At 25.3% G+C, this 26,135-nt stretch carries 30 protein-coding genes and 1 other annotated feature; of the genes, 13 read left to right on the top strand and 17 right to left on the bottom strand.

What is annotated here, in order from left to right; genetic code table 11:
• Positions 1-53: 53 nt before the first annotated feature.
• A complete protein-coding gene (locus I2H23_RS02200; RefSeq protein ID WP_092926556.1) occupies positions 54-773 on the top strand; it encodes an ABC transporter ATP-binding protein in 720 nt (239 codons plus the stop codon).
• A complete protein-coding gene (locus tag I2H23_RS02195) occupies positions 770-1,882 on the top strand; it encodes an ABC transporter permease (RefSeq protein WP_195580956.1) in 1,113 nt (370 codons plus the stop codon). Before I2H23_RS02200 ends, I2H23_RS02195 begins: the two co-directional genes overlap by 4 nt.
• A gap of 58 nt (positions 1,883-1,940) precedes the next feature.
• On the opposite strand, the gene I2H23_RS02190 is transcribed toward I2H23_RS02195, so the two are convergent.
• On the bottom strand, positions 1,941-2,738 hold the full coding sequence (locus I2H23_RS02190; RefSeq protein WP_195580955.1) for a hypothetical protein: 798 nt from the start codon (positions 2,736-2,738) through the stop codon (positions 1,941-1,943).
• 136 nt (positions 2,739-2,874) lie between these two features.
• The gene (locus tag I2H23_RS02185; RefSeq protein WP_166505108.1) at positions 2,875-3,684 is read right to left on the bottom strand and encodes a transporter associated domain-containing protein; all 810 of its coding nucleotides are present in this window, start codon (positions 3,682-3,684) and stop codon (positions 2,875-2,877) included.
• 437 nt (positions 3,685-4,121) lie between these two features.
• Between I2H23_RS02185 and I2H23_RS02180 the strand changes: the two genes are divergently transcribed.
• A complete protein-coding gene (locus tag I2H23_RS02180) occupies positions 4,122-5,264 on the top strand; it encodes an AraC family transcriptional regulator (RefSeq protein WP_092926564.1) in 1,143 nt (380 codons plus the stop codon).
• A gap of 90 nt (positions 5,265-5,354) precedes the next feature.
• Here the strand turns inward: I2H23_RS02180 and I2H23_RS02175 are convergent, their stop codons facing one another.
• The 9 genes from I2H23_RS02175 to I2H23_RS02135 form a co-directional block, all read right to left on the bottom strand.
• The gene (locus I2H23_RS02175) at positions 5,355-5,570 is read right to left on the bottom strand and encodes a DUF3955 domain-containing protein (protein WP_195580954.1); all 216 of its coding nucleotides are present in this window, start codon (positions 5,568-5,570) and stop codon (positions 5,355-5,357) included.
• Positions 5,571-5,801: 231 nt separating this feature from the next.
• A complete protein-coding gene (locus I2H23_RS02170; protein ID WP_195580953.1) occupies positions 5,802-6,899 on the bottom strand; it encodes a DUF4179 domain-containing protein in 1,098 nt (365 codons plus the stop codon).
• A gap of 1 nt (position 6,900) precedes the next feature.
• Positions 6,901-7,434, bottom strand: a complete 534-nt coding sequence (locus I2H23_RS02165) for a sigma-70 family RNA polymerase sigma factor (protein WP_195580952.1) — start codon at positions 7,432-7,434, stop codon at positions 6,901-6,903.
• Between the two features lie 491 nt (positions 7,435-7,925).
• Positions 7,926-8,492: a maltose acetyltransferase domain-containing protein gene (locus I2H23_RS02160; protein WP_195580951.1), complete on the bottom strand. Its 567-nt coding sequence runs from the start codon at positions 8,490-8,492 to the stop codon at positions 7,926-7,928.
• Between the two features lie 27 nt (positions 8,493-8,519).
• Positions 8,520-9,047, bottom strand: a complete 528-nt coding sequence (locus I2H23_RS02155) for a GNAT family N-acetyltransferase (RefSeq protein WP_195580950.1) — start codon at positions 9,045-9,047, stop codon at positions 8,520-8,522.
• A 56-nt stretch (positions 9,048-9,103) separates the two neighbouring features.
• Positions 9,104-9,940 carry a GNAT family N-acetyltransferase gene (locus I2H23_RS02150; RefSeq protein WP_195580949.1) on the bottom strand — a complete coding sequence of 279 codons (837 nt, stop codon included), beginning with the start codon at positions 9,938-9,940 and terminating at the stop codon, positions 9,104-9,106.
• Positions 9,941-10,224: 284 nt separating this feature from the next.
• Positions 10,225-10,497: a hypothetical protein gene (locus tag I2H23_RS02145; RefSeq protein WP_195580948.1), complete on the bottom strand. Its 273-nt coding sequence runs from the start codon at positions 10,495-10,497 to the stop codon at positions 10,225-10,227.
• A 191-nt stretch (positions 10,498-10,688) separates the two neighbouring features.
• A complete protein-coding gene (gene pfkB, locus I2H23_RS02140; protein ID WP_195580947.1) occupies positions 10,689-11,624 on the bottom strand; it encodes a 1-phosphofructokinase in 936 nt (311 codons plus the stop codon).
• Positions 11,602-11,748, bottom strand: a complete 147-nt coding sequence (locus I2H23_RS02135) for a hypothetical protein (protein WP_195580946.1) — start codon at positions 11,746-11,748, stop codon at positions 11,602-11,604. The genes pfkB and I2H23_RS02135 overlap by 23 nt, the downstream gene beginning before the upstream one ends.
• 288 nt (positions 11,749-12,036) lie before the next feature.
• Between I2H23_RS02135 and I2H23_RS02130 the strand changes: the two genes are divergently transcribed.
• Both I2H23_RS02130 and I2H23_RS02125 read left to right on the top strand, forming a co-directional pair.
• A complete protein-coding gene (locus I2H23_RS02130; protein ID WP_195580945.1) occupies positions 12,037-12,426 on the top strand; it encodes a 4Fe-4S binding protein in 390 nt (129 codons plus the stop codon).
• A gap of 144 nt (positions 12,427-12,570) precedes the next feature.
• Complete coding sequence (locus I2H23_RS02125; protein WP_195580944.1) at positions 12,571-13,701, top strand: anaerobic sulfatase maturase; 1,131 nt, start codon at positions 12,571-12,573, stop codon at positions 13,699-13,701.
• Between the two features lie 157 nt (positions 13,702-13,858).
• Here the strand turns inward: I2H23_RS02125 and I2H23_RS02120 are convergent, their stop codons facing one another.
• Together I2H23_RS02120 and I2H23_RS02115 are read right to left on the bottom strand one after the other, a co-directional pair.
• Positions 13,859-14,023 carry a DUF4177 domain-containing protein gene (locus tag I2H23_RS02120; RefSeq protein WP_141664391.1) on the bottom strand — a complete coding sequence of 55 codons (165 nt, stop codon included), beginning with the start codon at positions 14,021-14,023 and terminating at the stop codon, positions 13,859-13,861.
• Positions 14,024-14,250: 227 nt separating this feature from the next.
• Positions 14,251-14,526, bottom strand: coding sequence for an ATP-binding cassette domain-containing protein (locus tag I2H23_RS02115; RefSeq protein ID WP_195580943.1), 276 nt, complete (start codon positions 14,524-14,526; stop codon positions 14,251-14,253).
• A 621-nt stretch (positions 14,527-15,147) separates the two neighbouring features.
• On the opposite strand from I2H23_RS02115, the gene I2H23_RS02110 reads away from it, so the two are divergent.
• Together I2H23_RS02110 and rbr are read left to right on the top strand one after the other, a co-directional pair.
• Positions 15,148-16,473, top strand: coding sequence for an MFS transporter (locus tag I2H23_RS02110; RefSeq protein WP_195580942.1), 1,326 nt, complete (start codon positions 15,148-15,150; stop codon positions 16,471-16,473).
• A 160-nt stretch (positions 16,474-16,633) separates the two neighbouring features.
• Positions 16,634-17,227: a rubrerythrin gene (gene rbr / locus I2H23_RS02105; RefSeq protein ID WP_195580941.1), complete on the top strand. Its 594-nt coding sequence runs from the start codon at positions 16,634-16,636 to the stop codon at positions 17,225-17,227.
• Positions 17,228-17,258: 31 nt separating this feature from the next.
• Here the strand turns inward: rbr and I2H23_RS02100 are convergent, their stop codons facing one another.
• Positions 17,259-17,792: a hypothetical protein gene (locus I2H23_RS02100; RefSeq protein WP_195580940.1), complete on the bottom strand. Its 534-nt coding sequence runs from the start codon at positions 17,790-17,792 to the stop codon at positions 17,259-17,261.
• Positions 17,793-17,990: 198 nt separating this feature from the next.
• Between I2H23_RS02100 and I2H23_RS02095 the strand changes: the two genes are divergently transcribed.
• Entirely contained in the window at positions 17,991-18,407 is a 417-nt protein-coding gene (locus I2H23_RS02095; protein WP_195580939.1) for a hypothetical protein, read from the top strand.
• An 80-nt stretch (positions 18,408-18,487) separates the two neighbouring features.
• On the opposite strand, the gene I2H23_RS02090 is transcribed toward I2H23_RS02095, so the two are convergent.
• Positions 18,488-19,891 carry a YfcC family protein gene (locus I2H23_RS02090; RefSeq protein WP_092926600.1) on the bottom strand — a complete coding sequence of 468 codons (1,404 nt, stop codon included), beginning with the start codon at positions 19,889-19,891 and terminating at the stop codon, positions 18,488-18,490.
• A 179-nt stretch (positions 19,892-20,070) separates the two neighbouring features.
• Between I2H23_RS02090 and I2H23_RS02085 the strand changes: the two genes are divergently transcribed.
• The 4 genes from I2H23_RS02085 to I2H23_RS02070 all read left to right on the top strand — a co-directional run bounded on the left by I2H23_RS02085 (position 20,071) and on the right by I2H23_RS02070 (position 22,948).
• A complete protein-coding gene (locus I2H23_RS02085) occupies positions 20,071-20,418 on the top strand; it encodes a DUF1622 domain-containing protein (RefSeq protein WP_195580938.1) in 348 nt (115 codons plus the stop codon).
• An 85-nt stretch (positions 20,419-20,503) separates the two neighbouring features.
• Positions 20,504-20,763 (top strand) — a binding site (T-box leader).
• Between the two features lie 94 nt (positions 20,764-20,857).
• On the top strand, positions 20,858-21,649 hold the full coding sequence (locus I2H23_RS02080; RefSeq protein ID WP_195580937.1) for an amino acid ABC transporter substrate-binding protein: 792 nt from the start codon (positions 20,858-20,860) through the stop codon (positions 21,647-21,649).
• Positions 21,650-21,666: 17 nt separating this feature from the next.
• Positions 21,667-22,278 carry an amino acid ABC transporter permease gene (locus I2H23_RS02075; RefSeq protein WP_195580936.1) on the top strand — a complete coding sequence of 204 codons (612 nt, stop codon included), beginning with the start codon at positions 21,667-21,669 and terminating at the stop codon, positions 22,276-22,278.
• A gap of 10 nt (positions 22,279-22,288) precedes the next feature.
• Positions 22,289-22,948, top strand: a complete 660-nt coding sequence (locus tag I2H23_RS02070; RefSeq protein ID WP_195580935.1) for an amino acid ABC transporter ATP-binding protein — start codon at positions 22,289-22,291, stop codon at positions 22,946-22,948.
• 130 nt (positions 22,949-23,078) lie between these two features.
• Here the strand turns inward: I2H23_RS02070 and I2H23_RS02065 are convergent, their stop codons facing one another.
• Both I2H23_RS02065 and I2H23_RS02060 read right to left on the bottom strand, forming a co-directional pair.
• On the bottom strand, positions 23,079-23,489 hold the full coding sequence (locus I2H23_RS02065) for an FxLYD domain-containing protein (RefSeq protein WP_092926610.1): 411 nt from the start codon (positions 23,487-23,489) through the stop codon (positions 23,079-23,081).
• A 78-nt stretch (positions 23,490-23,567) separates the two neighbouring features.
• On the bottom strand, positions 23,568-24,725 hold the full coding sequence (locus tag I2H23_RS02060; RefSeq protein WP_207645321.1) for a serine/threonine-protein kinase: 1,158 nt from the start codon (positions 24,723-24,725) through the stop codon (positions 23,568-23,570).
• Between the two features lie 112 nt (positions 24,726-24,837).
• Here I2H23_RS02060 and I2H23_RS02055 point away from each other — a divergent pair, with 112 nt between their 5' ends.
• Entirely contained in the window at positions 24,838-26,133 is a 1,296-nt protein-coding gene (locus I2H23_RS02055; RefSeq protein ID WP_092926614.1) for an HdeD family acid-resistance protein, read from the top strand.
• Positions 26,134-26,135: the final 2 nt, after the last annotated feature.

Here is a 26,135-nt window from a genome sequence, read left to right as displayed (position 1 = left end):
GTAGTATAATCATTAATAAGCACAGTACATACTAAAATAGAAAGGAGTATTTTATGAATATTGTTGAAGTTTCAAATATATCTAAGAAAATATCTAAATCTATAATTCTAGATAATTTAAGCTTAAATATAAAAAAAGGTGAAATAGTTGGTCTTATAGGACCTTCTGGTGCTGGTAAAACGACTTTTGTTAAAGCTATAATAGGTATGGAAAAAATAGATAGCGGATTTATAAAAGTATTTAATAAACCCATTCCTAATTTAGATGTATTACAAAACATAGGATATATGGCACAGTCAGATGCTTTATATGAAGATTTAAGTGCAAAAGAAAATTTAGATTTCTTTGGAAAAATATTTGGATTAAATAAATCTAAAATAAAAGAAAGAATAGATTATACTTCAAAATTAGTTAATCTTGAAAATCACCTTTCTAAAAAAGTTAAAAGTTTTTCAGGAGGTATGAAAAGAAGACTATCACTTGCTATATCTCTAATTCAAGACCCTGCTCTTTTAATATTAGATGAACCTACTGTAGGTATAGACCCTCGCCTTAGATTTGATATATGGAATGAGCTTTATAACTTAAAAAATGAAGGAAAATCTATAATAGTAACAACTCACGTTATGGATGAAGCAGTAAAATGTGATAGATTAGCTTTAATAAGGGACGGTAAAATAATTGCTACTGGTACTCCTAATAATTTAATAAAAGAATTTGAAGTTAATACTATAGAAGAAATATTTTTAAAATTAGGAGGTGAAACTAAATGAGAGTTAAAGCATTAGCAATTAGAATTATAAAACAAACTATAAACGATAAAAGAACCCTAGCTCTTATGATGTTTGCACCTCTTATAGTTATGTCTTTAGTATATTTTTTATTTAATTCAAGTAAAGATGTAAAACTAAATGTAGGTGTTTATAATACTAATAGTGAATTTAATGATAACTTAAAGGAAACAGATTTAAATATACTAAATTATTCAAATAAAGATAATATAAAAGATAAAATATTAAAAGATGATTTAAGCGCATTTATATATTTAGATGATAATACTTTAAATGTTACTTATGAAAATAGTTCTCCTCAAAATAGTAAACAGATAGAAGCTAAGATAAATGCTACATTAGCAAAAGACGAAATGATTAATATTAAAAATTCACTTAGCTCATATCAAAAGCAATTTGCCTTTTCTAAAAATACACCTAACTTAAGCACTAACTTAGATATTAGCAAAGTATCTGTTAAAAGTAACTATATATATGGAGATGAAAATTTATCTTACTTTGATACTTTAAACCCTATACTAATTGGATTTTTTGTATTCTTCTTTGTATTTTTAATATCAGGTATATCTCTTTTAAAGGAAAGAACTTCAGGTACATTAGACAAACTACTTTCTACTCCAATTAAAAGAAGTGAGATTATAAGAGGTTACTTACTAGGTTATGGATTATTCTCAGTTATACAAACTATAATTTTAGTACTATTTTCTGTATATATACTAAATATAAAAATAGTTGGAAGTGTATTTTTAGTAATAATTATAAATATATTAATAGCCTTTGTAGCATTAACTTTAGGTGTTTTAATGTCTACTTTTGCAAATTCAGAATTTCAGATGATGCAATTTGTACCAATTATAATAGTACCTCAAATATTTTTTACAGGAATAATTCCAGTAGAATCTATGGCTAATTGGTTACAAGTTTTATCTAGATTTACACCATTATACTATGGTTCTAATGCACTTAGTGGTGTAGTCCTAAAAGGATATACCTTTAATGATATATATATGGATATAATTATATTGCTACTCTTTGCTATAATACTTTCATTATTAAATATAGTAGGTCTAAAAAGATATAGAAAAATATAAAATTCATTTTTTAATCAAATAAAGCGTACCTTATAAAATTATAAGGTACGCTTTATTTTTAGTCTACTCTTCTAAATTTAAATCTAGTTCTTTCATCAGCATTTACTGCCCTTGCTACTAGTCTAGCATCATTTTCTCTAACTCTAACAAAGTATCCATTAGGTGCCCTTAATACATATTCTCTATCGCCTGTTCTATATATTGTAAACTCTGTAGCTCCTCTTCTATCAGTATCTGCAATTAAAAAGTCTCTATTATCTACTCTTACGAAACTTCCTCCTGCTTCTCTTATTCTTGCTTTATTACCATCTATTATAAGTCTAAATGTATCACCGCTATTAGCACTTTGAGCTGTTGCATATAAAAAAACATCTCTTCCAATTACTACAAATTTATCGTCAAATACTGACTTTATCTTTACTCTTGACCTTTCATTACCACTATCAGGCTGTGGCTTTGACTTTAGTTGTTGTTGTTGTTGCTGTGGTTGTGGTTGCGGTGGCATGCTTGGTAAACCAACTTGTCCTGGGGATCCTCCTTGAAATTGTTGATTTGTTCCTTGATTTTGGGATCCTCCTGGAAATTGTTGGTTTGTTCCTTGATTTTGAGCCCCTCCTGGAAATAATTGATTTGTTCCTTGATTTTGAGATCCTCCTGGAAACTGTTGATTTGTTCCTTGATTTTGAGATCCTCCTGGAAACTGTTGATTTGTTCCTTGATTTTGAGATCCTCCTGGAAACTGTTGATTTGTTCCTTGATTTTGAGACCCACCTGGAAATTGTTGATTTGTTCCTTGCCCTTGTAAAGATTTATTATTCATATTATTTTTATTCATATTGTCATTATTTAATTGCATGTAAAATCCCCCTAGTTGATTTTTTTATTTTGTATATGTATATGACAATATATAATTAAAAGTTACTCTATTATGTATATCAAATAGATACTATTATTTTTTATAATATTATAAAAAGGTGTAGAATAATCTACACCTATAATATACTTATTTGAATATCTTCTATTCTTCTTTTATTAATTCTTATTAATTTAAGAATTAACTTCCCTAAATTAATCTGTATGTCTTCGTTCTCATTTGGAATCTTTCCTAGCTGATTTATAATATAACCGTTTAAGGTGTCATAATCTCCTTCTTCAATGTTAACATTAAATATTTCGTTAAAGTCACTTACACTTAATACTCCTTTAACCATAAAGTTGTTGTCATCTATTTTTTTGATTTTATCATGGTGTAAATCACTTTTGTCATAAGTTATACCCTTGATCTCACAGATTAAATCTTCCATACTTACTATGCCTGAAAATGCTCCATATTCATCTATTAATATAAATAAATTATCATTTTGTGAATCTATTGAATTGAATAATTCACTTACATTTTTAGTTTCTGGTATGAAACACGGTTTATGAAGAATCTTTCTTATGTCTATATTTTTAAATCCTTCTTTTCTAGCCTCAATCATTAAATCTTTTACATGTAAGACTCCTATTATATTGTCTACATATTCTTCGTATACAGGTATTTTTGAATAATTTATTATAGATATATCATCTAATATAGTATCTATATTTTCATTTACATCTATTAAAAATGCATCTTTACTTGATACCATAATTTCTCTAGCTACTTTATCGTTTAATTCAAACTTACTATCTACAGCTAGATTATCTAATTCATTATTTTCTTTTTTACCTGTTATAATGTGAATAATATTATTTATAAAGTCCTTCACATTTTTAAAAATTGATTGTAAGATGGTCCTTTCGGGTTCAGGTTCTAACATACTCATATCTCCTTTAAATATAAATTTTTAAATAATTTTATCACAGTTAATTATATAAGTCAATTTACCTATAGTATATACTATGACTTATGTCTGTATAAGTTGTTAGACAAATATTTACTACGTCTATACTTATATCTTATAATTTTATTTTATATTAAAATTAAATATTTTAAAACCAATTTTTATAAAATTTACTTTGAACTTTTATTCATATTTTTTACTTAATAAATTCACTTTAGGATTGTTTCATCCTACAAAAATAATTCATTATACATTTTTTACTTTTATACCCTAATTTACTTAGAATAAATATTTTCCTTTACAACTTTTTTAATAAATACACTTTTATTTATCTTAATTTACATACCATATTAAATAGTATAAAATTATATTAGGGGAAAATTTTAACATATTAAACTTTTTAGGGGGTATCCATGTTCATAAAAACTACTAATCCTGCCTTTAAAAATTTTGGGGAACTAGTTTGTGAAAATTTAGATAGAGATTTTTCAAAAGATATAAATATAAAAAATAAAAGTATTAAGAAATTAAAATTAACATCTGATAACTCTACCTTTTTAAAAGTAAATAAAGGTGTTGTTATGATACTAGTTTCATTAGATGGAAAAGATATAAAATCTTTTATAATAAATAGGATAATTAACTTAAAAAAAGGAATATATTTCAATTTAATATCAATTTCAGATGAAAGTGAAATAAGCATAATATCTAAAGATGAATTTAAGTCTATAAATCTAAAAGAAGAATATACTTATACTAAAATTTCATCTTCCCTTAATATTGATCAAATTTATACTAAGTTTTATCAAGAAAAGGGGACTAACTATTCTTTTGCTGGTGAATCTCACCCTTATTGGGAGCTTACATATGTTGATAAAGGAAACCTATCTACTAATGTAGATGGTAAAGAATATAATTTAAAACAAGGCGATCTCATATTTTATGCTCCATTTCAATTTCATACTCAAGCTACTTCAGATAATATTAGCTCTTACTTAACTATTAACTTTAAAATGGACTCTAATGACTATGAAGTACTTTGTAATAAAGTATTTACTTTAGAAAGAGAATCCTACAATATTATAAGTAAACTTATAGAAGAACTTTCAAACGACGATATATACTCCAATGATTTATCTATTTGTTACTTAAAACAGCTTATTATACATACTGCCAGGCTAAAAAATACCTACTTTCAATCTAAACCAACGACTCACATGCGACAAACTTATGAAAACAGCTTATTAAATGAAATACTTTCATTTATAGATGAACATATATACGAAAAATTATCTATAAATACATTATGTAGTCATTTTTGTATAAGTCCATCTATGATACACTCATTATTTAAAAAGAATATGGATAATACTGTAAAAAATTATATAAATGAATTAAAATTATCAAAAAGTAAAGAACTTATTAAAAACACTTCTTATACTATTAGTGAAATATCTGAGATGCTTGGGTTTTCTTCTATTCACTATTTTTCTAAAAAATTTAAGACATCATTTGGTATTTCTCCAACTGAATACTCAAAGTCAATATATGATTAACCTCATTTTTATTAATTCTAAACAATTTTATACTTAATATAAATTCTATATATATGAAAAAGCTGGCTTATATGCCAGCTTTTAATTTATCTATTGATTACATTTTGATCTTTTAAAATAATTTAATCCTACTCTAACTAATACTCCTATTATTCCTATAAATAAAAATAGATATCCTATAGGTATTAAGAAAAATGGCTCTACTAAAGTACCATCTGGTGCTACTTCACTTCCTATAAAATTAAAACTTTCAAAACATCCTATACTTATAATAAATGGTATTAAATTTAAAATATATTTTTTCATATTTCCTCCATACGCGATATATAATTATTGTTTTTCGATAAATAGATTATATAATACATAAAGATATATTTCAATACTTTTTTATTGTTTTTCGATATTTTTTTATTACATATTTGCAATTATATTATCTAAAATATTTATATAACCTTATTAAAAATTCACAAAAGTTTAATAAAAATAAATAATACCAATGACTATTAATAATCATTGGTATTATTAAAAAATATTAATTTAAGGAATATCTATTTCTATTTTTTCATCTTCAAAATATTTAGTATTATTTTCCGAATAGATTACAGGAATTATGGTAATCTTCTTTTCGCTACCTTTACGTTCAAAATTATGGTATATACCATTTCCATTTGAATTACCAATTCCCCCACCAAATAATCTATTTCCACTTTCATCTTTTACAGAGACATCTGCATTATGTATTAAGGATGTTACATTGGACTGATCTCCTTCTAATTGTGTTTTAATATTCACTGAAGTAGGAGAAATTCTTACTTGATCAATTTTAAATTTAACTCCTTTACCTATATCTATAACTTTGTTAATATCGACAATTTTTAAATCACTAGATATATTAGAACTATTTATAGTTGTGTTAAACTCCCAATTGCCAAAACTTTTACTTAATAACCTTCCTTTTTCAGTCTTTGATTCCCCTATATCAAAATCTTTAAATTTAATTTTTAAATTATAATCTTTATTTTTTTCTAGATTATCAAGTATCTCAAAGTCAGTATCCACAAGTCCATCTCCGTCAGTGTCAATACTAGTTAAATTAACAGTATATAAAAACTCTTTTTTATTTTCAGCTCTTAAATCTCTTTGCATGATTCCCCCACCTTGACCAGGGAAAGACATATTTCCTATAGTTACTATTGGTATATCTGGTATAAAATCTTTTTTATTAATGCCATACTCTTTAAAATCAAAATTAGTATAATCCATACTTAAACTTATAATTAATTGTCTATCATCAAGCATTACATCTCCTAGATTAAGAACTAATCCATTATCTTCTATTGATTGATTCCCTTCAAATTTGTACTTCTCAAATTCACCATAATCTCTATCTAGGAAAGATTCAATATGATTTACTAATCTATCAATATATGCCCATGTAGTTTCATTAGTTAGAGCCACAGAGCCTAGTATAAGTGTTGCTGATATACTTGCTGCTATTAATTTTTTATTTACTTGTTTTCTTGACTTTAACTTAGATTTCATTATATTTTTCATTTTTTCGTTATCAGTTTTTACTTCATCATATCTATCAAATTGAATTTTTTCATTATTTAATACTTTATATTTATCTATCATATTATTTTCCTCCGTCATTTAATAAAGCTTTTCTTATTTTCGCCTTACCCCTAGATAATTTACTATGTATACTTGAAATAGCTAACTTTTTATCATTTGCTATATCTACTACACTTTCATCATCTAGATAATATCGTCTAAATATTTCTTTGTCTTCTTCTGATAAGAAGTTTAATGTCTCATTTAATTCCTCTTGAATTTCTACCTTTAGTAAATTTTTGTCTATATAATATGTTTGTTCATCTAAACTAGATGTCTCTATCTTATTTAGATATTTTCTTTTGCAGTCAATTGCTTTATATTTAGCTATTGCACATATCCAGTTTTTAAAAGAGTTTTTATCTTTTTCAAATCCTTCTATATTATCCCAAATGGCTAGTAAAGTATCACTAACACATTCTTCTTCGTAATTAATAAGTGTACCTAAATGATATCTAACTACTGAAGTAATAAGAGCATTATACTGGTCTATTAAAATTTCCATTCCTTTTTGATTTTTCTTTTTGATATATTTAATCATTAATTTGTCTTGCAAGTTACTTCCTCCTAACTATAAAAGCTTTTACACTAATTAATTCGTAAATAAAATTAAAAAACTTGCATGTTTAAATATTTTTTTATTTAATTATTTATTTGTTATATAATCAAAATTTTGACACTAACTAAATTACTCTAGCAAAATCAATACATTTAACAGTGCCATAAACTATTAATTTATAGATTTTATCACAAAGAACTTTATACCAAATGATTTATAGATACGCAAGTGTAAGTAAAAAACACAAGAATGTATTATTGATTTTTATACAGATAAGTCACTTAGAAAAGAAGTTAAAAATATTTTAAATAAAAAGTTGATATTTTTGGAAGGCATTTATTTGAAGGTTATAATTAATAATATATAACTAAAAATGTACATAAATTAACACCAACTAATATCAGAATAAATTCTATGATATTACTTGGTATTAATTATCTTTAATAAAGTTTTATAGTTTTTGAAAAATATTTTAGAATAGATATTTACTATAAATATTTTATAATTTTAGCAGGATTTCCACCTACTACTACATTGCCCGGAACATCTTTTACAACTACAGCTCCAGCTGCAACCACTACATTATCACCAATTGTCACTCCAGGTGCTATAACTGAATTTCCACCAAGCCAAACATTATTTCCAATAGTAACTGGCTTACCATATTCTAAGCCAGATATTCTTAATTCTGCATCTAATGGGTGAGTTGCAGTATATATGCATACTCTTGGAGCCATCATACAATTCTCTCCTATTGTTACTTTACAAACATCTAATATAATACAATCATAATTTGCAAAGAAATTTTCTCCTACATAAATATTGTATCCATAGTCACAACGAAAAGTAGGTTTTACACAAAAATTTTCACCTGTTTTTCCAAATAGAGATTTTAATATTTCACTTTTATTTATATCTGAAGAATTGTTAAATTCTCTAAGAATGCTTTGAGCTTTCTCATGTTCTTTTTCTAATTCACTATCTAAAGCACAATAGAGTTCTCCTGATAACATTTTTTCTTTTTCTGTTTTTTGATGTATTATTTTCTCCTTCATTGCAAATATCTCCCTAACTAATTTTGATTATAAATTTATCTGCTTTTCCATTCTTATATCACTATACCAATTTCCATTGTAATATACAAAGTTTTCAGATTTTCCTATTGCTCTGTATCCATTTTTCTCATAAAAATTTATAGCTTTAGTATTGTATTCAAACACTCCTAACTCTATTTTATTTTTACCTAACTTAATTACCTTATCTTCTAATAGCTTCATTACTTTTAGTCCAATACCTTTACCCCTACATTTATTATCTCCTACACATATACTAATCCAAGCAGTATCATCACTTTCATTAAGTAACATTTTAAAATTTGTATCAATAGTTACAAATCCAACCTTTTTATCATTTTCAACTATCATGTATGTATGCTTGTATTCATTTATTCTAGTTCCTTCTATTAATTCCTCTAATGTTATATCTTCTATTTCTCCTTCTTTAAAATTAGGTCTAAGTAAATACTTTATACTGTTGTCATTATTCCATTTTTGTATTAATTTAAAATCATCTATATCTTTATGTGTTATCTTTTTTAGTTCTACACCCATTAATTTTTCCCCCTTTATACAAATAAAGTATATAGATTAATCTATATACTTTATTTCTATTCTTTATAAACATAATACAAACAATCATTTTCAAAATTAGTTAATGACTCATATTTATTTTCTTTTAACTTACTTATTAATTCATCACTTGGATTATGTATATATATTTCAGCTTCATTATAGTTTTCTTTTAATAAATAATAATTTACACAGTCATTAATACCTTCAAAAGTATTATCTATACATATTATAGAAGGATTTCCTTTTACTTTAACTATACATCTATGACCATTTACCATTACTAAAGAATTACTTTCAACTAACTCATCATATATTTCTTTACATAAATTAAAATAAGTAAATCCATAGGTTATTCTACTTTTATTTTTCTTAAAATAATCTAAGTTTTTAAATTCTTCATATGATATGTCCCATTTTTCAATATTAATATCATTTATATTTTTATTATAATTATCATTTTCTTTAAATACTACCAGACAACTATCTTCTAAATAAAATTTCTTTGCCTTCATCATATTTATGCTGGCTACAGTATCTTTATGAGTGCACATTGCTATATTAGTTATCTTATTATTTCTTAAATCTTCTCTTGCTAAATTAAACAGCATATCGCAAATTGCATGTGCATATTGTCTCCCTCTATAATCAACATGTACTCTAAGCCCTTCAAGCCACCCTTGTCCATCTATTAGAATACTATATTTTCCTACTGCTACTACCTTATCATCTACAACTAGCCCTAAAAAACACTCATCTTTTTCATCTACCCATTTGTGAAATACACTAGGTAGATAATCATTGCCTTCCCAAATATTTTTTGATATATCTACTATATCATCATAGTCTTCATGTGTAAGTATTTTATAATTCATTTTTTCACCCTTTTTACTTCTTTGTTTTAATAAAATTGATTTATTTTAATTATACATCTTATTTACTTATTATTAATACATAAATATATTTTATCCTAGGAGGAACGTTTCGTTCCTCCTTCTTTAATAATGAAAATGTGTCTACTATTTTATAAATACTTATATATTATTCTAACTACTTCACAAGGCTTTATATATTCTTAAAATCAAATAAACAATAAAAAAGAGTAGTAATTTCAATCTTACTACTCTCAATATAATAATTTTATTTAAATAGATAAATATTAATCCTCAATATTTTTATATAAAGTATATCCACTCATCAATATCCCTAATCCACCTATAAAAGAAAAAACAAATCCACCTGTTCTAAAATTATCTATATTAGATTTAACAATCATTTCATATTGAGATGTTTCCATTCCTCCACCACTAGCTTGAATTGCATCATATCCCATTTTTAGCCCTATAGATGTCGATAAAAATATTAATATCATACCGATAATAAACGAAATTACCATACACTTTAATGAACCAATTAAAAATTTATTTTTCATACTTCCCCCTTAGTTTAATATTGAGCGCTAATTTAATTATAACACACAACATTTTTAACGCATATTCATTCAAACAGAGGTTTTTGTATTTATATTATTTTATAATTAAAAAAGCTATAAAATTTAGTATCTTCCTTAATTTTATAGCTTTTTAACTTATTTTATTTTTTAGTTTACATAACCTAATTATATTAGATTTTACTATACTCTAATACTTCTATCTCTTTAAATAATTTTTCAACTTCATTTACATCTATAAATCCAGTTTTAATATTCATAGCATTAGATATTCCACAAGCATTAGATAATCTTAGACAGTCCTTTAATGAATAATCATTTAATAATCCATATGCAAATCCTGCTATTGATGAATCTCCACTACCAACTGTATTTTCTATTTTTATGCTTGGTATTTTTACTTCATATATACTATCCTTATTTACAAGAATCATCCCATCTTTGCCCATAGATATACATATATTTTCTATATTATATCTTAATAATTTATAAGCTTCTTTTATAGCATCTTCTTTATTATTTATATTACACTTACATAAAGCCTCTAGTTCATCTATATTAGGTTTTATCATATATATATGGCTATTTATTGCACTTTCAAGGTATTTACCGCTAGTGTCTAATATAAATTTTATATTTTTAATCCTACATATTTCTCCTAACAATCCATAATAATCAATTGGCAATCCTTTAGGTAAACTTCCACTAGCTACTAGTATTTTAGTTTCTTCTAATATATTTTCTAGATGTCTTTCAAACTTTATCATGTCGTTTTCTTCTACTGTCGGGCCACTTTCAAGTATTTCTGTACTTACTTTATTTTTATCTATTATATTTAAACAAACTCTAGTTTCACCATCTATTTTTATAAATTCATCTCTAAGACCAATCTTTTTTATTTCATCCTTTATATAAAGACCATTGTACCCACCTACAAAACCCATACATATGGGACTATGCCCTAATTGATTTAGTACTCTAGCTACATTTAGCCCTTTTCCACCTGCACTTTTTTTAACATCACCTGCCCTTTGAACCTTTCCTATTTCAAAAGATTCTAGTTTGTAAAGTGTATCTATTGATGGATTAAATGTTATAACTGTTATCATAATCTTTATCCTCACTTTTACACATTTTAATTTTATTTATTACCACATCATACATTGCTTTCTTTGTAGTCATTCTTTTTTGTTCTCTTAGTCGCATTTTCTGTATTAAATCCACTACGTTCATTTAATATATTAATTTCTATACCTAATAAATTGCTCTTTATTTTTACCTTTTATGATTACACTAATATTATATAAATTTGATTTATTTATGTATTTGTAATTTCATTTGATTAATTTGTTATTTTCTTCTTCATATTTAATATATTTTTCATATTGTTGTTCTAAAATTTTTAAGTTCTATAAATTATTTTACTTGTCATAATTTCAAATTGATTTTTATAAGTATTTGTCCTACACTTAACTTGAATACAGTTAGCAATACAATCTAAATTTTTAGGGGGAAAAGGGAATGAAAAAATTAGTTGTTACAGACAGATCTCTATGTCAAAATTGCTTAGCTTGTGAAATGACTTGTTCAAATGCATTTTATAAGCATTATGGATTAAACACTCCATGTATAAAAATAGGATTAAAGAAAGATGATTCTTTAGACGTTAAGGCATGTAATCAATGTGGTCTATGTGCTAAAAAGTGTCCTCAAGAAGCAATAACTCAAAATTCTAAAGGTGTTTATATGATTAATAAGAAAAAATGTAATGGTTGTCTTACTTGCGTTGATGCCTGTCCTAAGGGCATAATAGCAAAAGTAGATGATAAGCCTGTACCATCTAAATGTATAGCTTGTGGACTTTGTGTTGATGCTTGTCCTATGGGAATTCTAGAGATTAAAGAAGGTTAATTTTATAATAAAATGTATTAATAACCCCTGTTTAATATTAAACAGGGGTTATTAATATATTTTATATTTAATAAATATTATTTTTTAATATATAATAGTTATTAATAACAGATATACAATTTTATCTACCTAAAGGGGGATTTTATGAATCATTTAACAATTTTAATAAAGCCTAGTTCTAGTGCTTGTAATTTAGATTGTAAATATTGTTTTTATAAAGATATATCAAAAAATAGAGATGTTTATACTAATGATTTTATGGATATTTCTACACTAGAAAATATAGTAAAAAATGCTTTAAGTAGAAATGTAGATTATGTAAACTTTGTATTTAAAGGTGGAGAGCCTACTTTAGTAGGTATTGATTTTTATAAAGAGCTTATAAACTTACAAAATAAATATAACAATAATAATATTAATATTGTAAATTCTATTCAAACTAATGGTATAAATATAGATGATAATTTGGCAATTTTCTTTAAAGAAAACGATTTTTTAGTTGAAATATCACTAGATGGTTTAAAAGAAACCCACGATTTATATAGAACATATAAAAACGGCTCTTCCTCTTTTGATGATGTTATATCAGCTATTAGTATATTAAAAAAATATAAGGTTAATTTTAATATACTATCTGTTGTAACTAAAGAAAGTGCCAAAAATATAGATGAGATTTATGAGTATTTTAAATCTAATAATTTTTCATATATACAATTTATACCTTATATAAAAAACTTCGAAATAGATAATCAAAATAAATATATAGAAAATGAGTTTAAAAATTACTTAGATACTACTAGTTTTTATGTATTTTTAGATAAATTATTTAATCTTTGGTACAAAGATATTAAAAATGGTAAGTTTGTAGAAATAAGAAACTTTATGGATTATATAACTATTCTTAAAGGATATAATCCAACTAGCTGTGGTATGGATGGATTTTGTAGTCTTAATATGGTTATTGAATCCAATGGTGATGTTTATCCTTGTGATTTTTACTGTCTTGACTATTGGAAATTAGGTAATATTAATAAAGATTCTTTGGATGAACTTATGGTTTCTCCTAAAGCGTTAGAATTTTTTAATCGTTCATTGTATATACATGATACTTGTAAAAAATGTAAGTATTTTAAGCTTTGTGGTGGTGGATGTAGGCGTAACCTAGAGCCTTTTGTTGATAATATCCCTTCTTTTAATTATCAATGTAAAGCCATAAAACAATTTTTAGATAAAAATTTAAATAAGTTAATATCTATATCTAATATGTTTGATTAAATATAGGTTTATTTAAAAATTTAAAAATTTAAATATATAAAAATGTATCCTATGTAAGTAGATAATTTAAAAACTACTCTATAGGGTACATTTTTTTAATTTACTTATACATTAATTTTTACATATTTAATTAGACTAATATATTTTATAGATTATTTTAATCTTCATCTTCTATTTTTATCTTTTTGCTAAGATAGTGCCAAGAGTTCCAAACAGATACTAACTTCCATCCATCACTTCCATATTTATTTAATATTTCAGCTGTCTTTTTAGCATTTTCATTTATTACTACACATTTATATTCATATGTTTTTTTGCTCATAAAACCCTCCCTTAAATATACTCTTATTATTGATATATTTAAAGAGGTTTTAATATATGCTATTTACTACTCTCCATAAGACTTTAACACTTCTTGTAGTGATATTTATCTTCTTCATTTTTCATACTTACTACATCTAACATTTCATCAATATTTAATGGATTTTTTCCTATACTTGAACCTATCTCAATATTTTCCTTTACTGTAAGGTTTTGAAGTAAATTATACTATTGGAATATAAATCCTAAATTATTTCTTCTAAATTTTGTAAGCTTATCTTCATTATAATCACTTATTTTTTCATCGTTATAATAGATTTCACCGCTACTTGGTGTATCTAATCCACTTATAACATTTAACATTGTACTTTTTCCACTACCACTTGGTCCTAATATAACTATAAATTCACCATCCTTAATTTCTAGATTTATATCTTTTAATGCTACTGTTTCAACTTCTCCACTTTTATAGATTTTACCTACATTAATTAATTTAATAGACATATGTATATTCCTCTCCCTAAATAATTCTTATCTGCTTAATTATATTACTTTTATATTTATATAAATAGTAATATTTCATTTTGGAATTTTCTTTACTTTGAAAAATTTATTTTTCATAAATATTAATTTTTCAAATTTTAAATAATTAGGCATTTAATTATACTTATCTTTGATTCCTTATTTCCATTGTATAATTAAAAATAAGCATCTATCTACACTAAGTATCCAAATTTTTGTATAAAATTTTTTTAATAATAATTTCTTGCATTTTTATATAAAAATTCAAATGTGTATTTTTAATATACAATTTAGAAAATTCTTTATAATTTTTTATTAAGTCAATTGTATCTTATTTCTTATATTATAAACAATCTTTCAATGTATATTTATTTTTCTATAAATTAATATTTTTACATAAGCATACAAAATACTCCATTTTCGGACAATTCAAATTTAAACTTTCATATTTTTGAATTTAATCAATTTAATCTATATTTTTACTTTTCATCTTTATATTGATTTATTTTCTAACTATTGTAAAATCTAATCAAATAGCGAAAATATTTTCCTATCTTGTAACACATCTGTAATAATCAAATTTTTATAAAGTGAGGGTATTTTATGGATCAACAAGAAGTAAAAAGATTTAACTTTAATAACTGGGCTTATATAATCAGTTATGCATTTATTGTACTTATGAGTGGAGTTGCTTTTGATGTCTTAGTCACATTTTTACAGCAAGTGGATATTTCTACCGCTAGTTCTTTCTCTACTTACATGGGTATTGCTAGTTTTGCATGTGCTGGTATATTACTTTTAGTTCCAAAACTTGGATATAAGAAAGTAATAATATCAGGACCTATAATGATAATAGCTGCACTTCTTTGCATTTCTTATGTAGATGTAAAACTTATATATCCAATTGCAACTTTAGCAATTTTAGTGGGGGTTACATTATTTGACGTTGTTCTTCCTCCATATCTTACAGCTTATACAAATGACGAAGAAAGAACTAAGGTCTTCTCTAGAGCTATGTATATAAATGTAATCGGTATGACTTTAGCAACTTGGTTTGGAGGTACTCTTTCAGTTAAAAGGTTTGCTTCTAGACTAAGTATTACTATTGACCAAGCAAGTAAATTAACTGAAAATATAAGTGGAATGACATCTGAACAACTTCATCATTTTATACTTTCTCAAAGAGATGTTTTACTTATGTTTGCAATTATAGCATTTTTATCTCTTATTCCACTATTATTTATAAAAGAAAAAAGAAAAGACTACTTTGAAGAAACTCATGAAAAAAGAGAATTTGACTGGTCTATATTTAAAAATAAATATGTTTTATTATGGTTAATATATTTTGCAATGATAAGATTTGGTGCATCTTTAATAACACCTTATTTCTCAGTATTTTTAAATAATGAACTTGGAATATCAAGAGCTACTACTTCACACTTAGTATCTTACCAATACTTTGCAATGGTTATTTTCCTATTCATATCACCTTATGTTGTAAAAAAATTAGGAAAAGTTGTTTCTCTTGGAGGCTTAGCTCTTTTATCAATACCGTTTATGCTTATAATAGCTAATGGTAGAATGTTTGGTGGTGCTATGATTTTAGCAGTTGGAGCTGGCTTATTCTTTAGATCTGGATTTATGAACTGTGCAAACCCTATTATGAACTCTCTTCCTATGGAGTTTGTACCTAAAAACCTAAGACCTGCTTACAATTCACTTATTTTTGTTGCTGGTGGTATTACTTCAATAATTGCAGGTCAATTTACTAAGCTATATTTATTTAAAATCCCTGTTGGATATTCATATGCTTACTATATAACAGGTATTATATACGCATTAGCTGCAATGCTTTTATTAGTTGTCTATACTAAAAAGTACAATAGACATCATGATGAAGATGAAAATACTGAAAATGAAGTAGCTTAATTTAAATTTAAAGCATTATATATAAAGAATTTATAAAATATATACAATAAATACTCCTTAATACACATCGACATTATGTATTTCTTAAAAATTGTATAAATTGTATTTTTTAGTAAATAATAATAATAATAATAGCAATATTTTATTAAAGGAGTATAATATGAGTTTATTAAAAGATAGTAAAACAAAAGAAAACTTAATGAGAGCTTTCGCTGGAGAAAGTCAAGCTAGAAACAGATATACATTTGGAGAAAGTTTAGCTAAAAAACAAAATTTATATGTAATTCAAAAAGTATTTAATTATACAGCAGAACAAGAGAAAGCACATGCTTGGGTTTTTTATAATCATCTAAAAGAACTTTCTGGCTCTTCTATAACTATAGATGCTGGATATCCTGTTGAAGTATATGACAATTTAATTAAGACATTAAAAGATGCTCAACATAATGAATACGAAGAATGGGATAAAGTTTACAAAGAATTTGCTAAAACAGCTCGTGAAGAAGGTTTCTTAGAGGTAGCTAATAGTTTTGAGAAAATATCTGAAATAGAAAAAATACATGGAGATAGATTCGGAAGATTTGCTAGTGACCTTGAAAACAATACTCTATTTAAAAAAGATAATGAAGAAAAATGGATTTGCTTAAACTGTGGTCACGTTCATACAGGTACTAAAGCTCCAATGGCTTGCCCAGTTTGCTCATATCCACAAGGATATTTTATATTATATTCTAATTCACCATTTGAAAATTAATAAAAATCCCTAGTTATTCTAGGGATTTTTATTATCTACAATTACATACACATTTACAATTTAAATTACATCCGCAGTTATGATCATTTGAATTACACCCACAGCTATGATTATTTGAGTTGCATCCACAGTTATGATCATTTGAGCTACATCCATCATTCTCTTCATGACAATTTTTATGACATTCATCACTTTGTTTCATAAGTCTTCGAGCTTCACACATTAACTCTTCACCCTCATTTGATAATCTTTTAGAATCATTCCATAATCTACGAGCTCTTTCACATTCTTCCATAGCTTGTCTTTTTAATTCCTCTGCTCTTCTTTCTGATTGTTGTGCTTGCTGTGCAGCTTGATTTGATCTATTTATTCTTTCATTCGCTTCATCACATTTTCTTTGAGCTAAACATTTAAGTCTTCTACATTCTGAGCAATCAATATCATGATCACATTTACATTTATGATTTTTTTCACACTCTTTTTTATTTATGTTTATGCCTTTACAACAAAAATTTTTATGACATCCACAATTATGCTTTTTATGATTTCCTTTTTTGCATACCATAATATCCACCCTTTTTTTATTAGACATGATATATTAAATATCATCTTCTTAATAATATATATGCAGTCTTCTACAAAATGTGAGTTAACTTTTATAAATACTTATATTTTTTTGTACTTAATAACTAATTATATAGAGGAAACTCTATATATTATAAAGAATACTTATATAATCTTTTAATTTGGAGGTTTTTATATTATGAGAAAGTTATTTATGGCTTTTTTATTATTTTCATTAAGTATATGTTTAATAGGTTTTAATTCTTTTGATAATAATATAGACCCTAATTTGAAATTTGAATTATTAGGTTATATGAATGATAATAATTACACAAAAATAAATATAAGATTAAAAAATGAATCGAACAATGAATTTATAAATCCAGATATTAGCTTAATATTAAGCGATAAATACGAAAAACAATATAGCTATACTATAAAATCTAAAAATATAAATAATATTACTCCAAATAGTTATGTAGATTTAGAATTTGTTTTTGAAAATAAATTAAATTTAGAAAAGTATAACCTCAAAGATAAAAATGTGATATTTAAATCTTTTATAAAAGATAAGTCTACTTCAAATTCTATTAATATGCTTTTTACTATAAATTAGGTATAAAATAAAATATGAGATAGTTATAGTATAATTTAAAACACTACTATCACTATCTCATATTTATTAAATATTTTTAATTATAATAACATCATCCCTATTGATAATATAATAGCTGATGATATATATATACAAATGATTATCTTACTTGCAAACTTAACCCATGTACTATATTCAACCTTTGCTATAGCAAGTCCCCCCATTATAACTCCAGATGTTGGTGTTATAAGATTTACAAGTCCGCATCCAGCACCAAGAGTTGATATAATTAATTCTGATGGAAATCCTAAACTTTTTGCTAATGGTCCAAATATAGGCATTGATACACTAGCTAAGCCTGATGTAGAAGGTATTAAAAATGATAAACCTATATATATTAAAAATGCTATGTTTATAAATAATATAGGTGACATTCCACTTAAGGCATGTGATGCATTATTAAGAACATAAACATCAAGTCCTGTACTACTCATTATAACAGATACGCCTCTTGATATACCTATTATAAGGGCAACTCCTACCATCTCAGATGCTCCATCTATTATAGCTGAAACTATTTCTTTTTCTTTTAATCCATATACTACACCAATTACAATAGCCATTAATGTATACCATGTAGCAAGTTCTGAAAACCACCAGTTTCCAAGTGCATTACCTGTTAAAAAGTCAGTATGCTTAAATATAGTTATTCCAAACTTTTCCCAAGGAATAACTCCACATATCATAACTACAAATGATAATCCAAATAAAGCTAATACTATTTTTCTTTTAGTTGTAAATTCTAAAGTCTCTTTTTTTGAATTTATAAATGCACTTTTAGCTGATTCTACTTCTTCTTTTGATAATAAAGTTGCATTAGGATTTTCTTTAACCTTTTTAGCATGCTTCATAACAAAATATATAGATATTAATAGTGATGATAACCAAAGTGCTGCTCCAATTCCCATAACTACCGCTTGATTAACTTCAACTCCAACACCTTTAAGAGAATCTATACTTATTGAAACCACAAATGGGTTTACAGTTGAACCTAAAACTCCACATCCAGCACCAAATAATATAGTAGCAACTGCTGTTAAAGAATCAAATCCAGCAGCTAACATAGTAGCTGTTATTAATGCATAAAAGGCTAATGTTTCTTCTGACATACCAAAGCAAGTTCCACCTAATGAAAATGTAAACATTAGTATTGGTATTAATATGAATTCTTTACCATTTAGCTTTTTTACTATTGAACCTATTCCTGCATCAAGTGCCCCTGTTTTTGCTACAACACCTAAAAATCCACCCATTAAAAGCACATATAAAGATACATCTATAGCATCTTTTAATCCTTTTATAGGAGACATTACAACGTCTGATATCCCTGCTTTATTAACCTGTGGTATAAACTGTGTAATTATACCTATTACTATAATTATAGAAAACAATATAGTATATGCAGTAGGCAGGTTAAACTTCTTTTTGTCAGTTTGTCTTCCCATAACTTCCTCCGTATATTTTTTTTCTAAAATAGTTATAGCATAATTAATAATAAATTAAAATACTTTACTTTTAAATTTATGTTATATTCAGTAGTTTTTTTAAATATTTTGTCATATCTAATCAGTAATAAGCTTTTATATTTTACACAACCTATATTTATATAATTTATTTAAAGGATATGGTTAATTTGGATTTTAAAAATATTTTAGAAAAATTAATAATTATTTTACAAGGTTTATCTACACTAGTCATAATATGGGGTATAGCAATTCAATTTGCTTTATGGTTAAAATCAGAAATTGTATCTAAGACTAGAAAGGCTGCTGTTGAAAATGTTACTATCATCAAAAACTTTTTAGGTACATACATACTATTTGGCTTAGAAATTCTAATAGGTGCAGATATTATAGAATCAATACTAGACCCTAGCCTTAATCATATATTAGGCCTTGCTGCCATAGTTATAATAAGGACAATTATCTCTTATTTCTTAAATAAAGAAATCGAATCTATTAATAAAAACTAATGTATTAATTTTTAGTATTTTAAAAAAATATTGACATAAACAAAAAATAGATTTATTATTTAAAACAACAAAGTTAATTACATAACTAAATGCAATGATAAGAAATAGTAAAAGTAAGTATCTTTAACAGAGAGTTACCGGTTGGTGAGAGGTGCAATTGATTTTACTTTGAACACATCTTTAAGCAGAGCACCGAAAAGATATCTTAGTAGGCTGTTTCCGGATTCCCTGCACCCGTTATAGTGCTAGAGTATAAACAATTTATTTGTCGTACTCAAAGAGGTTAGTGTCGTGAGGCATTAATAAATAGAGGTGGAACCACGTGAGTTAACTCCCGTCCTCTAGCAATAGCTAGAGGCGGGAGTTTTTTTAGTTTATTTCCTTATGCGCGCAAAGAAATACACTTATAAAATATAAATTTACTATAAGGAGATATTATATGAAAAATATATTAAAAAAATTTAGTTTAATGATATTAATTATAATCCCCCTAATATTAATTGGAGGTTGTGAGAAAAAATTTACTAATTATAAAAATAATAATCAAGATAATACAGTAGTTATAGGGTATGACAATACCTTTGTACCTATGGGTTTTTTAGATGAAAATAATGAAGTTGTAGGATTTGATATAGACCTTGCTAAAGAAGTTTTCTCTAGGCTTAATATGAATGTAAAGTTTCAAAATATAGATTGGAGCATGAAAGATACAGAGCTAGACTCTGGTAATATAGATGCTTTATGGAATGGTTATACACTAACAGAAGAAAGAAAGAAAAAAGTAGAGCACTCTAATCCTTATCTAACTAACAAACAAGTTATAGTTACTTTAGATAGTTCTTCTATAAAAAATAAATCTGATTTAAAAGGGAAATTGCTAGGAACTCAACAAGGTAGTGCTGGTTTTGATGTTATAGAAAAAGATACTAATATAGTTAATAACTTACAGGATAAAACACCTATACTTTATGATAGCTTTGACAATGCATTTAGAGACTTAGAGTTTGGTAGAGTTGATGCAGTTGTAGCTGATGAAGTATTAGCAAAGTATTATATAAGCAATTCAAATAAACAAAATTTTGTTATCTTAAAGGATAACTTTGGAGAGGAAAGCTTTGTTATCGGATTTAAAAAAGGAAATACTTCACTTTCCAATAAAGTAAATAAAGCTTTAACTGAAGTTAAAGAAGATAAAACTTTCGATAAAATTTATAAAAAATGGTTTAACTAGATTTAGGAGGATTTAATATGTTACAAGGATTAAAAATAGTGTTTATTGTATTTATGCTAACACTTATAATATCAATACCTCTAGGTATAATTATTTGCACATTAAGATTATCTAAAAACAATATTTTAAATGGTATTTCAAAATTTTATATATTAATCTTTAGAGGTACTCCACTTTTACTACAACTAATATTTATATTCTACGGACTTCCTCTTTTAGGAATTGTATTTGATAGATTTACAGTAGCAATACTTGCCTTTTCTCTAAACTATAGTGCATATTTTGCAGAAATATTTAGAGGAGGCATAGAGTCAATAGATAAAGGTCAATATGAAGCCTCTTTAGTACTTGGATTTGACAGATTTACAACTTATAAAAAAATAATAGTACCCCAAGTAGTAAAAAGTATTTTAGCTCCAATGTCTAATGAAGTTATAACATTAATAAAAGATACATCTTTAGTTTATATATTAGGACTTAACGATATACTAAGACTTGCTCAGATAGCTTCTAATAGAACTTTAAGTTTAATTCCCCTACTTAAGGTTGGTCTTATATATTTAGGATTAATTTTCATACTAAGTAGTGTCTTTAAAGCTTTAGAAAATAAGTATTCATATTATAGATAGGAGTTTTTATATGTTAGAAATAAAAAATTTAAATAAATCATTTGGTAAAAATAAAATATTAAATAATATATCATTTAATATAAATAAAGGTGAAATTGGAGTTTTACTTGGAAAATCAGGCGCTGGTAAAACAACTTTACTTAGATGTATATGTGGACTAGAAGATTTTGATAGTGGAAGTATTATAATAGATAAAACCACTATGAAAAGCTCTATGGATATACTAAAGTTAAAAGGTCAAATTGGAATGGTATTTCAAAATTTCAATTTATTTCCACATATGTCTGTACTTGAAAACATTACCTGTGCATTAGTTAATGTACTAGGTCAAAGTGATAAAGAAGCTTTAGAAAAAGCTACTAGTATTTTAGATTTAGTTAACTTAAAAGATAAACTAAATTCATATCCTTTTGAACTATCTGGTGGACAAAAACAAAGAGTAGCAATCGCTCGTGCAATAGCCCTATCCCCAAAGATATTATGCTTTGATGAACCTACATCTGCACTAGACCTAGAATCTATAGAGGATATAATAAATATCATGTATAAGTTAAAAGAAAATGGTATGACTATTTTAATAATTACTCATGACTTAGATTTTGCAAATAAAATTTCCGATAAAAGCATAACTATAAAAAATGGATTAGTTGATAATTTAGCCATACTTTAATAAAAAATTTCCTTCACTTGAACTACGTATAGGCAAAGTGTTTCATATCACCGACAACTACTTCCATTGCTCAAGTTTAGCGATTAATCTAAAAAAAGTATATCTTAACAATTGTTAAGATATACTTTCCTTAAAATGCAGTATTCGTAGCAGTTATTTCGTAGCTATCAAAATCATCTTTTTCACATAATATTTCAACTTTTCTTTTTTCTCCTGGTGCTATATCACTTTCATTAGTAAAAGATTTTTCTATAACAGTACCATCTTTTCCTAATAGCTTATAATCAAACTGAACATAATCTATCATTTCATTACTTGTATTTTCAAAAACTCCAACTATTTTAGTCATGTAATCTTCTTTTTTTATTTCCCAAGTAATATTTTTAGCCATCTCTTCTATTTTCTTATTTTCTTTTTCTGATTGTGATTGTGTTTCTTCTATAGCATGGTTAACACTAGATGCACCTTGTGCAAGCATTAGAGCGCAACCTCCTATTATAACTACAAATCCTATTATAACTCCTAGTAAAACTTTTTTCATAAATAACCTCCATAATAACTATTTCATTATTTATTATAAAGTTTATTTATAGCCTATTGGTATGCTCATAGCATACAACTACCCTACAATATAAGTTAATGGTATACCTAGGCTCCAAAATATTATATTAGAATATAGTACATATCCAAGTATCTTTATATGTAATTTATTACTTTTTATAATTGGTAACTTGTTTTTTATATCTAGAAAATTAGTATATAATAAAAAATACATTAAAAGCATTATTACTACTATTAAGTTTTGTATTAATTCACCAATGCTACTTCCAACAAATAGTCCTATTATTAAAAATATATAAAATACTGTAGATAGTGTCATATTGATCCTATTTCCATTTCTAAACCCTGGTATATACTTAGATTTTAACCTAGTGTTTTTATTAATTTTTTTAGTTTTAATATTTATAGGTTTACTACTATCTTCATTTATAATTTTTTCTTTTAATTTATATCCTATTTTGTTTATATTTTTTTCTTTACTGGCTTGTGTTTTATAAATTAATTTTATTAAATCACTCTTTAGTGCTGATACATCTTGATACCTATCATCTGGAGATATCTTAGTACATTTCTTTATAACATTTTCCAATAACCCTTTATTTTCAACTTCTTTTATATGCTTTCCTGTAGTTAGCACATTCATCATAATACCCAATGAGTATATATCGCTTCTACAATCACTTTGTTCAAATCCAAATTGTTCAGGAGATGCATAACCTTTAGTGCCTAGTAAAATTGTATCCATATTTTCTCCATATTTATAATTTCTAGATATATCAAAATCAATAAGCTTTAATACATTATCATTACTTATCATTATATTAGATGGCTTAATATCTCTATGTATTATTGGCGGGTTTAGATTATGTAATATATTTAATATGTCACATAAAGATATTATATAATTTATAACTTCTATTTCTTCTAAATGACCTGTTTCTTTTAATTTTTCATGAAGAGTTTTACCATTTACAAACTCCTCTATTACTACCAACTTATTATCTATTTCAAATACTTCATATATTTTAGGCATATTTTCACTTTTTATATTCTTTAAAGCATCATATACATCTTTATTACATTCTTTTAATAATCTTTTTATATATGATTTATTTTTTATATTATTATGAACAAGTATTACTTCACTTTTACTACTTTTATGTATTGTTTTTAGTTCTTCATATAAAGACAACTCTAGTTCTGCTTCTAAATTCAAATTTAATCCCTCTTTATCTACATTTTTCAGTAAAATTATATCATACATAAATACTATTTTGTTAAACTTCTAATTTAATGATAATATTATACTATCTATAAGGAGGTTTTATATGAACGTAAAAACTATATCCCCTTTTTCTATATTATCAAAATCTATAATTTTATTTATACTAGGACTTATTATGTTATTTAGTTCTGATTTTATAGGAAGTATAACAACTGATATGATACTAACTTTTTTATTACTTATAGGTGCATTATCTATGCTAACTTATATTTTTAACAAAGAAAAGCGCCATATAAGTACACTAGTTGAAGGTATTCTTTGTATTTCTCTTGGGCTTTTTATTAAATATAATCCTATTTTTTTAACGGTATCTATTATAAGAATAATAGGTCTGTATGCATTATTAAATTTTGTAGGTAGAATTACTGCAGCTATTATTTTATACAAAAACAATGTAAAAGAATGTGTAAGGGGCTTTATTTTTAGCTTAATATCATTAGGATTTGGTGTTGTTTTATTATTTTATCCACTAGATTATATATCTATAGTAGATAAAATATGCAGTATATATGTAATACTAATATCTCTTACACTTTTTTCTGATTTTTTAAGGGAGATTTTAGATATTAATACCTTTAAATCTAATTTAAAAAGGAGATTTAGGATTACACTACCAATAGTTTATGCAGCATTTATACCTCAACATCTATTAGATAAAATTAATAATTTTATCAAGGTAAATCCTAATAATAAAGTTTTAGTTGAAAATAGTGACTATGATAATTTAATAGATAGTTCTTTTTCAACAATAGATATATTTATTCATCTAGCACCTGATTGTGCTAATGGATTTGGTCATGTTGATATATCTTTTGATGGAATAACTTATTCATACGGAACTTATGATAGTAGTTCTAATAGATTATTTACACTTGTTAGCGATGGTGTTTTATTAGAAGCTGATACTAAAAAATATATTAATTTTATAAATTCTAAATGCAATCGGTCTCTAATAGGGTTTACTTTAGCATTAAATAAAATTCAACATAATGCTATTAAAGATAAAATATCATCTATTAAAAATAATTGTATTCACTGGGAATGTAATTCAAAGAAAGATCCTTTTAAAGAGTATACTGATGAAACAAATCTAATGTTTTTAGATACTAATTGTAAATTTTATAAATTCAAATCTGGGTATTTTAAAACATACTTTACTCTAACAGCAAATTGCGTAAGACTTGCAGATACTATCGTAGGTTCTATAGGTTTAGATTTAATAGCAATAAATGGTATAATAACACCTGGTACTTATTATAATTATTTAGATAATTTATTTAAAAGAAAAAATACTATAGTTGTAAAAAAACAACTTTATATGAAACAATCTTCTATATAAAT

The organism is Romboutsia sp. BSD2780061687b_171204_C1 (genome assembly GCF_015560225.1).
In the GTDB taxonomy this organism is placed as follows: Bacteria; Bacillota; Clostridia; order Peptostreptococcales; family Peptostreptococcaceae; genus Romboutsia_C; species Romboutsia_C hominis.
Note: the sequence above shows the minus strand (reverse complement) of the source record. Positions and strands in the feature narration are given on the sequence as shown.